This is a genomic window from Empedobacter sp. UBA7611 (assembly GCF_002484365.1).
Classification (GTDB): Bacteria; Bacteroidota; Bacteroidia; order Flavobacteriales; family Weeksellaceae; genus Empedobacter; species Empedobacter falsenii_B.
Genome location: NZ_DLJR01000040.1, coordinates 1 through 13,955, shown reverse-complemented (window position 1 = coordinate 13,955; position 13,955 = coordinate 1). Strand labels below are relative to the sequence as shown.

Below are 13,955 nucleotides of genomic sequence, written 5' to 3'. Positions count from 1 at the left end.
AAAATGGCAGAAATCTTACATAGCAAAATTGTCGGCTCTGGTGAAAAACATTTATTGGTTTTTCATGGATTGTTTGGACAATTGGATAATTGGAGCACATTAGGAAAACATTTTGGCGAATATTTTACAACACATTTGATTGATTTACGCAATCATGGACGTAGTTTTCATAGCGAAGATTCTTCTTTGGCAGCGATGACGCAAGATATCGTGAATTATATGGATGCAAATTCTATCGAAAAAGCACATTTGTTGGGACATTCACTTGGCGGAAGAATTGTGATTGATTTTGCGATGATTCATCAAAATAGATTAGATCATTTGATTGTAGCTGATATGGCACCAAAAGCTTATCAACCTCATCATAATGCGATTTTCAAAGCGTTGAAATCTGTCAATTTTGATCAAGTCGAAACTCGAAAAGATGTAGAAGCTACTTTGGAACAATATATTCCTGAAATTGGTGTGCGACAATTTTTGTTGAAAAACGTTTACCACGCCGATAATGGAAAATACGCTTTTCGATTCAATTTAGATATTTTGGATAAATTTTATCAAGAGATGATTGGTTCTGAATTGTTGAAAGGCGAATTTGATGGTCCAACTTTATTTTTGGGTGGCGCAAATTCAAATTACATTATGCCAGAAGATGAAATGATTATCAAGGAGCGTTTTCCAAATGCGGAAATCAAGAAAATTGCAAATGCAGGACATTGGTTACATGCCGAAAATCCGAAAGATTTTACAGCAGAAGTTTTAGATTTCTTGTTGAATAAATAAAAACAAAAAAGCGAAATTCATAATTTGAATTTCGCTTTTTTTATATCTGATTATCATTCCAAGTTTATCGAAAAATCTATTCTTTTCTTTAACTCAATTTATTTTCTCTCAACAACGACCAATAAATCATAGTTGAATCTCTATTCAATTCAGTGAAATTTAGTTTAGTTAAAAGTTTCGTTGAACCAATATTTTCTATCAAACAACAAGCGGTTACTTCTTCTAAAGTTTCTTTTGTAAATGCCCAATTTATCAATTCCGCAGCTGCTTCCACTGCAAAACCTTGCTTTCTTTCTGCTTCGATAATTCCATAACCAATATCACAACTTCTTCCAACAAAATTATAACCTTTAAAACCAATGTCACCAATTATTTCTCGTGTTGATTTCTTGATAATCATCCACGATTCGAAACCTGTTGGTGCATCTACTTTAGACAAGTTCACAATAATTCGAGGCAATGTTTCGATTACATCTGCATCTGGCCAACCTTTTCCTCTAATCAAATTTAATTGCTCTAAATCGGTATAATTATTTTGTAATATATTTTCGCAAATGGAAATCGTGAATGGCATCAAAATTAATCGTTCGCTACACAATTCCGTTACTTGTAAACTTTCTAAATGCATAATTGATGAAATTTTATAACTTCAAAATGTATCAACTCATCTTTCATTAATTTTTGAGAAGAATAAGTCAACAATTCAATGTTTTTGAATGTAAATCTTACCAAATAATCTCTTCCCTGAAATTTTGATAAAATTACTTTTCCTTCGAATTTTCCATTTTCTGAAATTGCAATTTCTTCTGGATAAATGACAATTTTAGAAGAATAAATTCCTAAATCTTGTGAATCATCCAACACATTTACATAACCAAAAAGTTTGGCCACATAAGTTGTCGCAGGAGAATTTCGCACATTCTCGACCTCATCATACTGAATCATTTTTCCGTTTTGCAAAACTAAAATTTTATCCGAAGTATAAAAAGCGTCATTCAAATCATGTGTTGTAAAAATCACTGTAATTTGATGCGCTTTACACCAATCCATAATTTTTTCTCGAATGGTTAATTTTAATATTTGATCTAAATTAGAAAAAGGTTCATCCAGCAACAAAATTTCGGGTTGTTGTGCCAAAGCTCGTGCAATAGACACACGCTGTCGTTGACCTCCACTCAGTTTATTTGGAAAAATATGTTTAAAGTCTAACATTTCAACCACCATTAACGCTTCGTCAATTTGTTGTTGCTTAAGTTCTAAATCAAAATTGCTTAAGAATTTTCCGACATTTTCACCAACAGTCACAAAATCTAACAAATCATAATCTTGCGCTACGTATTTCATCATTTTATGACCTGGAATCAAGTTATAAGCAGGACCACGTAATTTTTTGGTATGATAGTAAATTTCTCCTTCTTTAAAATCTAACAAACCATAAATCAATTTCAGTAAAGTTGACTTTCCACTTCCACTTTCTCCGATAATACTTATCACTTCGCCTTTGTTAACTGCAAAATTGATGTTATCGAGTACTTTTTCTTCGAAATCTGGATAATTATAACTGAGTTGTTTTACGTTTAGCACGATTGAATAATTTTTCTTATGTTTGGCTAAGGTATTAGATTTATTCAATATGAAATAATTGTTTAATTATTTCATTTATTGATATAAATCAATATCAACTATTAATTTATATTATAGTTTTGTAAAAGAAAAAATTAAAAAAAGCGATATGAAAAAATTATTCTTAGGATTGGCTGTTGTTTCTGCTGTTGCATTAACATCTTGTGGAGGAAAAACTGAAACTAAAGCTGCTACAGAAGCTCAAGAAGGAGCAACATCAACTGAAGGAGCTGCAGAATATGCTGTTGATACAACTGCATCTGTTGTAAATTGGAAAGGTGGAAAAACTTTTGACGATATCAACAAACCAGAAGAAGGTCACTACGGAGTAGTAAAATTAAAAGAAGGTTCTGTAAAAGTACACGACGGAGTTTTAGAATCAGGGAAATTTGTTGCTGATTTTGCTTCTTTCGAATCGAAAGATTTAGATGCTGATGCAGAAAGTAAAGGAAAATTAGACGGACACTTAAAATCTGCTGATTTCTTAGACGTTGAAAAATTCCCAACTGCAACTTTCGAAATTACAGGAGTTAAAGCTTTAGAAGGTGGAGATTACAATTCAGAAATTTCTGGAAACTTAGATTTCCGTGGAGTTCCTAAAAATGTAACTTTCAAAGCTAATGTAACTGTTGATGCGAATGGTGTAACAATCAAATCTGAAGAATTCGGAATTAACCGTAAAGATTTCGGAATTGCATTCGTAGGTGCTGGAGGTTCTATCATAAAAGACGAAGTTTTATTACAAGTAGATTTATCAGCTAAACCAGCTGCTGCAACTGAAGAAGCTGCAAAATAATCGAATTGAATATTCATAAAATAATAGAAGCCATTTATCTTAGATAGATGGCTTTTTTGTTTTAGAGGCGAAAAAATATAATTTCTCTCATTTTTTTTGTGATAATTAATTGAACTTAATTATATTCGTACTCATAATTAATAACATACATTAACAAAACAATGAAAACAATTAAGTTCTTCCATCCGGATGAAACATTTAATTATAATATTGAAAAATCGTTATGCAAAGTCGTTTTTCAAGGAAATAAAAAATGTTTGTTGGTCGAAATACATTCGACTGATGACTTAGAACACGTAGAAGGCGATTCGTTACAAAACGATTTTCCTCAACTTTCTTTATTTATTGATGATTTTCCTTTGGATGTAGAATCTGTAGAAGAATTAAACGGTAAAAAAGTTTCTATTCCTTACGGTTTTGCCGAGGAAGAAGACGAAGAAGGTGAAACTGTGGAAGTATATTATACAACGTTGAATGTTTCGGAAGAAGATTACGAAACGGTAAACAACGAATTAACTTTTAGTGTAAACGACAAAGGAATTTTGACCTTGAATTGGAAAGGTGAAGTGCAAGATTTTGTAGAAGAATCTGAAAAAGATATTCCTTTCGAAATAGAATGTACATTTGAAGAATTCGAATTCACGGAAGACGATTTTGAATAAAAAAAATACAACAAAAACCTCTCAATTTAGAGAGGTTTTTTTAATCACTATAAATTATGAAAAAGTTTACTTTAACTCATCGATTATTACATTGGACAATCGGAATATCGATGATAATGCTTTTCTTAACTGGCTTTTTGAGAATGGAATGGATGAGCAAGAAAAATCTTTCTGCTTTAATTACCAATGAAGTTTCAAAAGAAGGTTTAAACATTTCTGACGCTACTTTAAAAACAATTGGAAGAAGTTCTTTAGAACCAATGTGGCAATGGCACGAAATATTTGCTTATATCGCTTTAGTTCTTTTTGCTATCCGAATTGTTTATATGCTTGTAAAGGGAATCCGATTTCCTAATCCTTTGAAAAGTCATTCAACATCCGAAAAATTTCAGGGAATAATTTATATGATTTTCTATTTGTTAATGCTAATTAATATTGTGACAGGATTTTATTTAATGTGGGGAAATGGAACTTACAAAGACCCAATGGAAGAACTGCATAAAACTGCAATTTATTGGTTTCCTATCTTCTTTCTCATTCATCTCATTGGAGTTATTATCGATGAAGTCAATAAAAATTCTGGAATTGTTTCGAAGATGATAAATGGTAAAGATTAAAAATAGAAAAAGACACTTTATAAAGTGTCTTTTTTATTTAAACAATTGATATATTTTATCTTTTTCGTAACCTTCGATAGTTACTTTTTGATCAGTACTATAAAATGTATATTCTCTACGATTATCCGTATCTATAATATAATTCGGAAAAGATTTATTTGGTCTTCTCATTCTTGCTTCTTTGAGATTTTTTCGATCCTTGTTAGATATCAAAAAAGTCTTTTTATCAAGAATCAAAAAATAATATTCTTTTTCTAAAGAATAATAGTTACTTGACGATTTTACAGTTAAGATTAATTTATTATCCTTTACTTGATAAGTTCCTTCTGCAAAACCATAATTAGCATTATTGATTTCTTTACCGTTTTTATCTAACTCTACAATACAGTTATAAAAAACCGACTTGTATTTGAATTGTTGATTATTAAACAATTTCAATTCAAAGTTGCTATGTTTAAAGATTAAAGGAGTCGTCAATACTAATTTATCTTGCGCTTTTGTATTAATTGCAAGTAAAAATAATAATCCAACCAATAGTTTATTCCACAAATCCATATAACTGATTAACAATTATATAAATTTAAAGAAAATTATTTTCCTTTCATAAAAATCCAAGCCAATAAACCCCAACCGATAATCATAAATAGACCTCCAAGTGGCGTAATTGGCCCTAAAAATTTAAGATTTGCGTTCCAATGTTCTGCGAATGACAACAAATAGATACTTACAGAAAAAACAAATGTTCCGGCAATTAAACACCAAGCTGCAGAACGTTCTAATCCGTTATTAAATTGAAAATACATTCCAACAGCTAACAAAACAATTGCGTGATACATTTGATAACGTACTCCGACTTCAAAACTTGCTAATTTTTCGGCTGGTAAAATTTTCTTGAACGCATGAGCTCCGAAAGCGCCTAATATAACCGCCGTCATTCCGTATAATGAAGCAATTGTCAACACAAGATTTTTCATAAATTATCTCTTTTTATTTTATTCAGATTTCTTTTTTCCAGCCACAAAATCCTTCAAATAATATGGCTCGAAATACGCAACATCTTCAAATGATTTTTGATTAAATTTTTCTTCCGCAACACGAATCATATCCTTTGCCGATGGAAAAGTTTGTATAAACGTAGCATCCAAATGCGCTAAAACTTCTTGACATTTTTCTGCTCCATCACCCACAAAAATAATTTTCTTTCCTTTCAATTCTTCAAAAGAAGTTTCGTCAATTACTTTCGCTTCGGTTTCTGTCAACTGATTTCCTTGCTTATCGAATAAAGCTGTATAGACTTCCATTCGTCTTGCATCAATCATCGGAATGATATAATCTACCTCTTGATTTAATTGTGATTCCGCCAAAATTTGCAACGAATTAATTGCCATCAATGGAATATCAGAACCATACGCAAAACCTTTGGCAGACGAAACGCCAATACGCAAACCAGTGTAAGAACCTGGACCTTTTGATACACAAACCGCCTCGATATCTTTCCAATTTATTTGCGCACCTTCCACACACCAATCCACAAACTGATTCAGTTTTTCGCCATGTGCATAATTTTCATCACTTTCTTCAACCAAACATAGTTGAACGCCATCTTTAGCAATCGAAACCGAACAATTTTTTGTTGAAGTTTCTAAATTTAAGATTGTTGCCATGATGCAAAGATACATCACGAAAGTTAGATGTTTTATGTTTGAAAAGATGATTTTCTTTCGGAAATGGAGTTAATCCTGATAATTTTCTACGAAATGATAAAAAGTATTATTTGATTTATCGTATATAAGGATATTATAATGAGGATATTTCGCAATTTGATAATATTCTAATTCTCCTATATTATTAAATTCTGTAAAAAAATCAAGTTTATTATATATTTCAGGAAATTTACTCTTGATAAAATTTATTTTCTCTAAAATTGTAACTTCATTTGTTTTCATTAATTCATTATCCGAAATGTCAGCTTTATCTGTTTTCAAATCATTTAAAAATTTGAATAAATCATTTTTATCTGATTGATATTTAAAAAAGCATTGATAAAAACCTCCTAAAAAATCCATTTTAACCCCTTTTTGATTTTTAATTTCAAATATTAAACCTTTACCATAAACATCTCCTAATTTAATGGAATTAATAGCTGTAGTATTTTGAAATAGTTTGTCAATACCTTTTTTCCACACAACTTCAGTCGTAGTTGATGCTTTATTTTTTACTTTCTGAATAGTATTATCTTTAACCTCATCTATTTTTGAACACGATAAAAAACTGAATAAGAACAATAAAAATATATTTTTCATAAGCTTTATTTAACTTTTATTTCCCTTCCAACGTAATAGGAACGCCAGCATAGAAATCTAATACTTTTTGTTTGAAAATGTAGTTGTATTTCGCTTGCAACATTTGCGATTCTGCAACCATCATGTCATTACGCGAACGGTTAAAATCATATTGATTAATAACTCCAGCATTGTAAGATTTTTGCGCAAAATCGTATGAAATTTTCGCATATTTTACCGCTTCTTTCGATGATTCATATGACGCAAACGAACTATTTAATTCGAAATAAGCCGACTGAACGTTTTTCAACACATCTTGTTTCGATTGTAAAAGATCAACTTTTGCTAAATCCTCGTTGATTAATGCTTTCTGAATATTAATTTTATAGGAATATTGATTCCAAATTGGAATACTCACACCAACTCCAAAAACGCCTGTTACATTATGTCCTAATTGCTCTAATAACGCATCTTGATGTAATCTCTTGTTAAAATATTGCAGATAATTTGTCCCGAAATTGAAACTTCCTGTCACTTTTGGAAATAATGAAGTTCGCGCGATTTGAGTTTCTTTCGCAGCAACATCAATTTGCAATTCGGCATGTTTTACAGAAGGTTGATTTTGATAAGCCGTTTCTACCACATCATCCAAATTATACAATTGAGACGTTACATTATCTGGAATTTTGACATCAGTTACAGCAAAATTTCGGTAATCATTTAATTGCAACAACATCGCTAAATTGAACAATGCACGCTCTATTTCGATTTGTGCATTTACCACTTCACGTGTATTTGTCGCGACTTCAGATTCAGATTGAGCAACAACAGATTGAGCTACTGAACCAGCTTTGAATTTCTTTTGATTTTGATCCAATAATTGTTTCGAAATAGTTAGATTTCCTACTGCAACTTGTTTCAATTCTTTGTTCAATAAAACCGCCAAATAATAATTTGCAACTTGTAACGAAATATCATTTATCGTCATCGCAGTTTGTACTTTCGACGCTTCTAATTCCAAAGCAGCTTTGTCTTTATTCAATTGAACAACTCCACCATTGTAAATATTGATGCTAGATTGTACGCCAAATGAATGCGCAAATTGATAATATCCCTTTTCTATTGTTGGATTATAAGTTCCGATTGTAAAGTTAGTATCTACATAACCCGAAACCGTTGGCAACCAAGCGTTATAGGTTAATTCTAAATTTTTATTAAAAATTTCTTGGTTGATGGTATTCTGTTGAACAGTCAAATTATTTTTCGAAGCATATTCAATACATTTTTCAATTGTCCATTCTTCTTGGGCAAACGAAGAAAGAGAAGTAATAAATAGTAAAGTAAAAAATAATTGTTTCATAGACTATTCTTGTCAGAAAATTAAAGATATAAAATAAGTCGAATTTCTAACCAAAATGTTACGAAATTCGACTTAAAGTTTTATTTGGTCAGTAAATTAACCTTTAATTTTTGAAGCAATTGCAAATTCTTCTGCAAAAGCAGCGATTCTTTCTGCAACTTCTTTTTCCTCTGTTGCTCTTTCGTAAGAACTAGACATCGAAATTAAAATTTGGTGAAAGAAACGTTTCATATCATCTTGTGTCATTTCTTTTGTCCACAAATCGATGCGCAAAGCTTCTTTTGCTTTATCATCCCAAACAGAAAGTAACATTGCTTTTGTTTCTTCGTGACTAATTCCACCGTCTGGTGCATTCCAAGTCATTTTTTCTGGTACGTGATTTTCGTCCAATTCAATCTCTACCGTAATATTTGTTGTTCTCATAACTTCTAATTATTAGTTTATTTCACAAAATGGTAAACTTTACCATCAATTGTTTTTGTTGTATAATTTGTTGAATTATTACTTTCTAAAGCTGGCTTATATTTAGAATCTTTGAAGATTTTTTGACCATCCATATCATCTAACAAAGCTTTCAATTCTACCTTCGGATTCTCTTTCATGTATTGGCGAATAATTTGCAAACCAATCCAAGCCGCAATTCTTCCTGGAGAATCTTGTTCTATTTCATTATTAAATTTTGAAAATGGACTAACTGCTAAAAAGCGTTTATCCAAAGAAGCATCTGAACTGAATACATAATTTTGCTCCACAAAAAAGTTCCAAATTTGACCTTCGTTCTCAATACACCACTGAATTTGTTCTGGCGTGTAACCAACTTTATATTCGTCTGGTGTAACTGTTAACAATGCATCTTGCAAAATCAATTTCTTCCCTTCATAAATCATTTTATCAATAAATAATTGATTTCTTGGGCTAAATGTTACCACATCATTCGCAATTGCATCAACAGCTTGAGAAGGCAAACGATTAAAATCTAAATTTGTGCGTAAATAACGTTCTACGCCAATGCTATCATATAATTTATTCTTTGACCCCAAATACGCATCCATCGCAATAAACATCAAGCCAGATTGCTGACTAAACATCACAGGATAATCTATATTTTGTAAACCTGATGAATAGGTATAAACCGTCGGAATTTTATATTCTGGAAAATAAAATTGGTAACGTTGAAACATCGGCGTTAACGATTGATTTAAGTTTTTAAAATCTCCAAAAACCTTTCGAGATTGTCCATAAATACTCAATTCTTCTTTATTACGACGTTGACTTTCCCATACGTCATCCGCAGTTTTTGCATCAAAAAAGAAAGGATAATCTTTTCGTAAAGCCGCTAAAGGAATCGAATCGTTAAAAAAATCTTGGCTGATATCATGAATATTCAACTGAACATTTTGTTCTTTGACATCCACTTCCCACGATTTTTCTTTTTTGCACGCAGTAAATAAAATTAAACTCGCAAAAGCTAAGCCATATACAAATTTCATTGCTTGGTTATTTAGCTAACAAAAATAGTAAAATAATCTGTAGTATTTTCAACCCTAATTTTTTTCATAATCTGCTATCTTTGAAATAAATTATTAAACTATGCAAACTGAAAAAGTTGTAGAATATATTGTTTCTTGGTTGAAAGATTATTTGGAAACAGCGCACCAAAAAGGCTTTGTGATTGGAATTTCGGGCGGAATTGATTCGGCTGTAACCTCAACGCTTTGTGCAATGACAGGTTATCCTTTGCTTAATTTGGAAATGCCAATTCATCAAGAAAAAAATCAAGCGGATAGAGCAAAACGTCATATTGAATGGTTAAAAAATAAGTTTTCGTCGCCAATCGATTCGATAGAAGTTGATTTAACCTCAACTTTTGATGCAATGGTTTCGGCTTTACCAGAAACGGAAACGACAGACAAAGTGAATTTAGCGTTGGCCAATACACGCTCTCGTTTACGTATGACAACATTGTATTATTTTGCTGGTTTACACAATTATTTGGTTGCAGGAACAGGAAATAAAGTCGAAGATTTTGGCGTTGGTTTTTATACAAAATACGGTGATGGCGGTGTAGATCTTAGTCCGATTGCTGATTTAATGAAATCGGAAGTGTATAAAATTGCTGAGTTTTTAGGCATTAATACAGATATTCAAAAAGCAAAACCAACCGATGGTTTATTTGGCGATGATCGTTCGGATGAAGATCAATTAGGAGCAAATTACGATGAATTGGAATGGGCGATGAAAGCGAAAGAAGCTGGAAAAACTGCAGATGAATTTGAAGGAAGAGAAAAAGAAGTTTTCGAGATTTATTCGAGATTAAATCGTATTAACCAACACAAGATGGTTCCAATTCCGATTTGTGATATTCCAGAGGAATTGATGAAGTAAGTGAACAGGTAAAACATATTCCGAGTTTCGAAATTCGAACTTCAATAAAACATATAATTAGAATACAATTTAAAAGCAAGCGAAAGTTTGCTTTTTTATTTTGATGTGATGTTGACACGAATTCAACATGACTTACGTATAATGTCATTCTGAATGTAGCGTTAGCGGAATGAAGAATCTCAGATTCCTCGACAAACTCGGAATGACATTTTCTTAATTGATAATATAAATGAAGAAGTCGTAAGTGAAATTTTATTATTTAGCCCAGCTTGGTAACTCTTTCCAACCTTGTGATGGAGCTTCTTTTATATTATCTAGAACAGGTTTATTTATATATAGTTTAGTCGTAAAAAATAGTCTATTAACCCATTCATTTTTATTGATTTTAACTAAAAATCTTTTACCTATTTTACTATTATAGAAAGATGTGCTATCATTATCGAAATAGTCACTACCATTATTTAATTTATCATTATATAAATAATTAAATTTTATTTTATTTGAAGAATTCTTACCTATAAAATCAATTCTAGTCAAAGTAGCAATAGTATATCTGTAATTTTCCTTAGTTGAATTATCAAAATGATTATTCAATAATACATAAATAACTATCAAAAATAAAGAAGAGAAAATTATCATACTCCATATACTTTTTGTTTTAAACATAGTAAATAAATTTTATTTCTAAATATACTAAAAACAAAAAACTCAGTAATACTACTGAGTTTTTTTATATTGTAAATAATATGTTATTGCGATATATGCGAGGGCGATTCCGGATAAGTTTGCCATTAAATCGACAAAATCAAAACTACGATGAAGTGAAGTTAAAACGCCTTGTAAAATTTCGATGAGGAAACTTACCAAAAACGGAATTATCATCAAGCGTAGGTTTGTTAATTTGTATGCGACAAATAACAAAATCGTCATCATCCCAAACATTCCACAATGTACTATTTTATCAAAATTATCAATCTCCAAAAAGATTTCTAATTCTTTGATTGTGCTTAATTTCGAGAAATTTTCTTGTGGAAGTAGCGTCAGATAAAACACCAACGCTACATATGCAAAAAATATTATTTTCTTTGTCTTATGCACCGATTAATTCTCCGTAAGCAGCTGCATCTAATAAAGTATCTAATTGAGAAGCATCTTCAATTTTAACTTTGATAATCCACCCTTTTCCGTAAGGATCAGTATTGATTAATTCTGGCTCACCTTCTAATTCAGTGTTAAATTCTACAACTTCACCGCTAATTGGCATAAATAAGTCAGAAACTGTTTTTACTGCTTCTACTGTTCCAAATACTTCTTCTTGACCTAAAGTTTCTCCTTCTGTTTCTACGTCAACATAAACAATATCTCCTAACTCTCCTTGTGCGAAAGCTGTAATACCGATTGTTGCTACATCTCCTTCTACAGAAATCCACTCGTGATCTTTACTGTACTTTAAATTGTTTGGAATGCTCATAATGTTTGTTTTATTGTTTTTTAATTTCCGAATGTAAAGGTAGCACTAAATCCGGCACGAATTTGAGAAATTGGAAAAGCTGTTGAAATTTTATATTTACTCATCATCTGATCCCAATAGAATCTCAAGTTCAAATTCTTACTCACGTTATAATCTGCTGTCAACTTAAACGTCATAATTCGCTGTCCACCTGTAATTTGCGAATCTCCATAAATACTTGTTGGTACGTTTGGATTTTGTACGTCATCAAAGTTATAAATTACTTTTCGAATTGTTGTTTGATTATCTCTTAAAGAAAAATCTCCACGAATATTTAAGTCTCCTTTGATTGTTTTCTGATTTCCTTGGTAACGAATTTTCATTTTGAAATCTTTAAAAATATATCCAAATCCAACAATATATTCAGATCCATAATCTTCTGTATACGTATAATTTGTTGTGCTTAATGATAATAAACGATCTCTGTTATATTGCGCACGTAATTGCATACTGTTACGGAATGTTAAATCCACTCCCAATAATGGTGAAAATGATTCGATCATCGTAACGGATCCATATAAATTCTGCGTATAGAAGTTTCCATTTTCATCTTTACCAGTCACTTGTCCACCACCCATAATTCCTGTATCTAACATAAAGTTTGGATTAGACTGAATACCAGTTGTTGTGTAAGTCGAATTATATGAACTCGAAACCTCAACATTATCAAAATATTTATTGATAATTGAAACAGATTTCAATCCTGTGTACGTTACGCGCCAGTTCGGAACAGGAATAGAACGATTGTATCCTAACTTAGACGAACCTGCATCTTTTCCTTGCACCGCCGCTAAAAAGGCTGGTAAAAGTACATCAGAACTTCTTGCATTAAATCCTTCGTAATAACCAAGTCCATCTACATTTCCGCTACCTCTTTTTTGTGCTAAACGTCCAGAAATAGTTTTAGTATTTGTTAGGAATTGCTCAAAAATTGCATCTCCATCTTTGAAAGCTGTTTTGATATTTACGGTCGAAATATTAAGATTTGCTAATTCATCAATGTAAGGATTTTCGACTGCTAAATTAAATCCTGAATGATAAATACGACGATCTTTTGTGCGTTTTGCATTCAAATCAATTCGTAAATCTGGAATAGGCTCAATTAAAGCAGTTCCATTAAAATCAGAACCTTTTGTAATTTGATATGCATCTGTCATCAATTCATCACCAACAATCAATCCTCTTTCGACTAATTGTCGTTTGATATCGAATTGCGTTCCATAAACAAAACCTAAAGTTGGTCCATTTTTACCATCAACACCAAAGAAACCTGGCTCATACAATAATCCTGGAATTACAGCTCCATTTGTCTGATTATACGTAAAATTAGCACGTTTTAACGATGATAAAACCATCCAACCATAATCTTTTGCTGTAAATTTATGTTTGAATTTGTATGCTGATTTCTTATTTGTACGACGTTTTTTAGAGAATAAAGTTGTGTAAACTGTATTCAACGAATCTATTTCTGCACGACGACCTTTTAAGATCGAATCGTAACGTTTATATCCTTTAAATTCTGGATAAAATTTTGCAAAATCTAAATCTCCCATCAAGTTGATCGAATTCGAGTTTTGAGCTGTACCTCTACCTAAATTCGCAATTCGTGTTGATGTAGAACCATCAGGATTTGTAACTTCTGTCTCAAAATTTCTGTAAGCTGTAGAAGTTGCAATCCAGTTATAATTCGAAGTAAATCCAGCTTCAACATTCATCCAATTTAAATATGGGAAGAATTTTAAAGGTAATTTATAATTCACCTGAAATTGTTGATCATACTGAACTGGACGTCCAATTGTGAACATATTTTGCCAAATCATATCTTGATCTGCACGCTGGAAAGTTGTTCCATCATTCAACGTCATTGTCGAAGATGTTAAATCTAAACGCAACGATTTTGTCAAATCAAAACCTAAATTATATTGCCAATTGAACAAGAA

At 31.4% G+C, this 13,955-nt stretch carries 18 protein-coding genes; 5 read left to right on the top strand and 13 right to left on the bottom strand.

Annotation, left to right across the window (positions count from 1 at the left end):
- Nucleotides 1–3: 3 nt before the first annotated feature.
- Nucleotides 4–780, top strand: coding sequence for an alpha/beta fold hydrolase (locus B3R94_RS06365; protein ID WP_291099423.1), 777 nt, complete (start codon nucleotides 4–6; stop codon nucleotides 778–780).
- 88 nt (nucleotides 781–868) lie between these two features.
- Here the strand turns inward: B3R94_RS06365 and B3R94_RS06360 are convergent, their stop codons facing one another.
- Together B3R94_RS06360 and B3R94_RS06355 are read right to left on the bottom strand one after the other, a co-directional pair.
- Nucleotides 869–1,408, bottom strand: a complete 540-nt coding sequence (locus B3R94_RS06360) for a GNAT family N-acetyltransferase (RefSeq protein ID WP_125350502.1) — start codon at nucleotides 1,406–1,408, stop codon at nucleotides 869–871.
- On the bottom strand, nucleotides 1,399–2,364 hold the full coding sequence (locus tag B3R94_RS06355; RefSeq protein ID WP_291099420.1) for an ABC transporter ATP-binding protein: 966 nt from the start codon (nucleotides 2,362–2,364) through the stop codon (nucleotides 1,399–1,401). Before B3R94_RS06355 ends, B3R94_RS06360 begins: the two co-directional genes overlap by 10 nt.
- 148 nt (nucleotides 2,365–2,512) lie before the next feature.
- Here B3R94_RS06355 and B3R94_RS06350 point away from each other — a divergent pair, with 148 nt between their 5' ends.
- From B3R94_RS06350 to B3R94_RS06340, 3 genes are all read left to right on the top strand, one after another.
- Complete coding sequence (locus tag B3R94_RS06350) at nucleotides 2,513–3,199, top strand: YceI family protein (protein WP_221854254.1); 687 nt, start codon at nucleotides 2,513–2,515, stop codon at nucleotides 3,197–3,199.
- 161 nt (nucleotides 3,200–3,360) lie between these two features.
- Nucleotides 3,361–3,861 carry a hypothetical protein gene (locus B3R94_RS06345; RefSeq protein WP_038335039.1) on the top strand — a complete coding sequence of 167 codons (501 nt, stop codon included), beginning with the start codon at nucleotides 3,361–3,363 and terminating at the stop codon, nucleotides 3,859–3,861.
- A gap of 56 nt (nucleotides 3,862–3,917) precedes the next feature.
- Nucleotides 3,918–4,478, top strand: coding sequence for a cytochrome b/b6 domain-containing protein (locus B3R94_RS06340; protein WP_291099417.1), 561 nt, complete (start codon nucleotides 3,918–3,920; stop codon nucleotides 4,476–4,478).
- Between the two features lie 33 nt (nucleotides 4,479–4,511).
- Here B3R94_RS06340 and B3R94_RS06335 read toward each other — a convergent pair whose 3' ends face one another.
- The 7 genes from B3R94_RS06335 to B3R94_RS06305 all read right to left on the bottom strand — a co-directional run bounded on the left by B3R94_RS06335 (nucleotide 4,512) and on the right by B3R94_RS06305 (nucleotide 9,610).
- On the bottom strand, nucleotides 4,512–5,033 hold the full coding sequence (locus B3R94_RS06335) for a hypothetical protein (RefSeq protein WP_291099414.1): 522 nt from the start codon (nucleotides 5,031–5,033) through the stop codon (nucleotides 4,512–4,514).
- A 35-nt stretch (nucleotides 5,034–5,068) separates the two neighbouring features.
- On the bottom strand, nucleotides 5,069–5,452 hold the full coding sequence (locus tag B3R94_RS06330) for a DUF423 domain-containing protein (protein ID WP_280049058.1): 384 nt from the start codon (nucleotides 5,450–5,452) through the stop codon (nucleotides 5,069–5,071).
- An 18-nt stretch (nucleotides 5,453–5,470) separates the two neighbouring features.
- Nucleotides 5,471–6,142: a tRNA (adenosine(37)-N6)-threonylcarbamoyltransferase complex dimerization subunit type 1 TsaB gene (tsaB, locus tag B3R94_RS06325; protein WP_038335034.1), complete on the bottom strand. Its 672-nt coding sequence runs from the start codon at nucleotides 6,140–6,142 to the stop codon at nucleotides 5,471–5,473.
- A 69-nt stretch (nucleotides 6,143–6,211) separates the two neighbouring features.
- A complete protein-coding gene (locus tag B3R94_RS06320; protein WP_291059682.1) occupies nucleotides 6,212–6,781 on the bottom strand; it encodes a hypothetical protein in 570 nt (189 codons plus the stop codon).
- A gap of 16 nt (nucleotides 6,782–6,797) precedes the next feature.
- Nucleotides 6,798–8,120: a TolC family protein gene (locus B3R94_RS06315; protein WP_291099411.1), complete on the bottom strand. Its 1,323-nt coding sequence runs from the start codon at nucleotides 8,118–8,120 to the stop codon at nucleotides 6,798–6,800.
- Nucleotides 8,121–8,216: 96 nt separating this feature from the next.
- Nucleotides 8,217–8,543: a gliding motility protein GldC gene (gene gldC / locus B3R94_RS06310; protein ID WP_038335027.1), complete on the bottom strand. Its 327-nt coding sequence runs from the start codon at nucleotides 8,541–8,543 to the stop codon at nucleotides 8,217–8,219.
- Nucleotides 8,544–8,560: 17 nt separating this feature from the next.
- Nucleotides 8,561–9,610 carry a gliding motility protein, GldB gene (locus B3R94_RS06305; protein ID WP_180905290.1) on the bottom strand — a complete coding sequence of 350 codons (1,050 nt, stop codon included), beginning with the start codon at nucleotides 9,608–9,610 and terminating at the stop codon, nucleotides 8,561–8,563.
- A 100-nt stretch (nucleotides 9,611–9,710) separates the two neighbouring features.
- Between B3R94_RS06305 and nadE the strand changes: the two genes are divergently transcribed.
- Nucleotides 9,711–10,505 (top strand): NAD(+) synthase, encoded by a 795-nt coding sequence (gene nadE / locus B3R94_RS06300; protein ID WP_180905291.1) that lies wholly within the window; start codon nucleotides 9,711–9,713, stop codon nucleotides 10,503–10,505.
- A gap of 255 nt (nucleotides 10,506–10,760) precedes the next feature.
- On the opposite strand, the gene B3R94_RS06295 is transcribed toward nadE, so the two are convergent.
- The 4 genes from B3R94_RS06295 to sprA form a co-directional block, all read right to left on the bottom strand.
- A complete protein-coding gene (locus B3R94_RS06295) occupies nucleotides 10,761–11,171 on the bottom strand; it encodes a hypothetical protein (protein WP_180905292.1) in 411 nt (136 codons plus the stop codon).
- Between the two features lie 51 nt (nucleotides 11,172–11,222).
- The gene (locus B3R94_RS06290; RefSeq protein ID WP_291094136.1) at nucleotides 11,223–11,603 is read right to left on the bottom strand and encodes a VanZ family protein; all 381 of its coding nucleotides are present in this window, start codon (nucleotides 11,601–11,603) and stop codon (nucleotides 11,223–11,225) included.
- The gene (gcvH, locus tag B3R94_RS06285; protein WP_280036610.1) at nucleotides 11,596–11,976 is read right to left on the bottom strand and encodes a glycine cleavage system protein GcvH; all 381 of its coding nucleotides are present in this window, start codon (nucleotides 11,974–11,976) and stop codon (nucleotides 11,596–11,598) included. Before gcvH ends, B3R94_RS06290 begins: the two co-directional genes overlap by 8 nt.
- Before the next feature lie 20 nt (nucleotides 11,977–11,996).
- The coding region (sprA, locus tag B3R94_RS06280) for a cell surface protein SprA (RefSeq protein ID WP_291099406.1) at nucleotides 11,997–13,955 on the bottom strand (1,959 nt) is incomplete at its 5' end.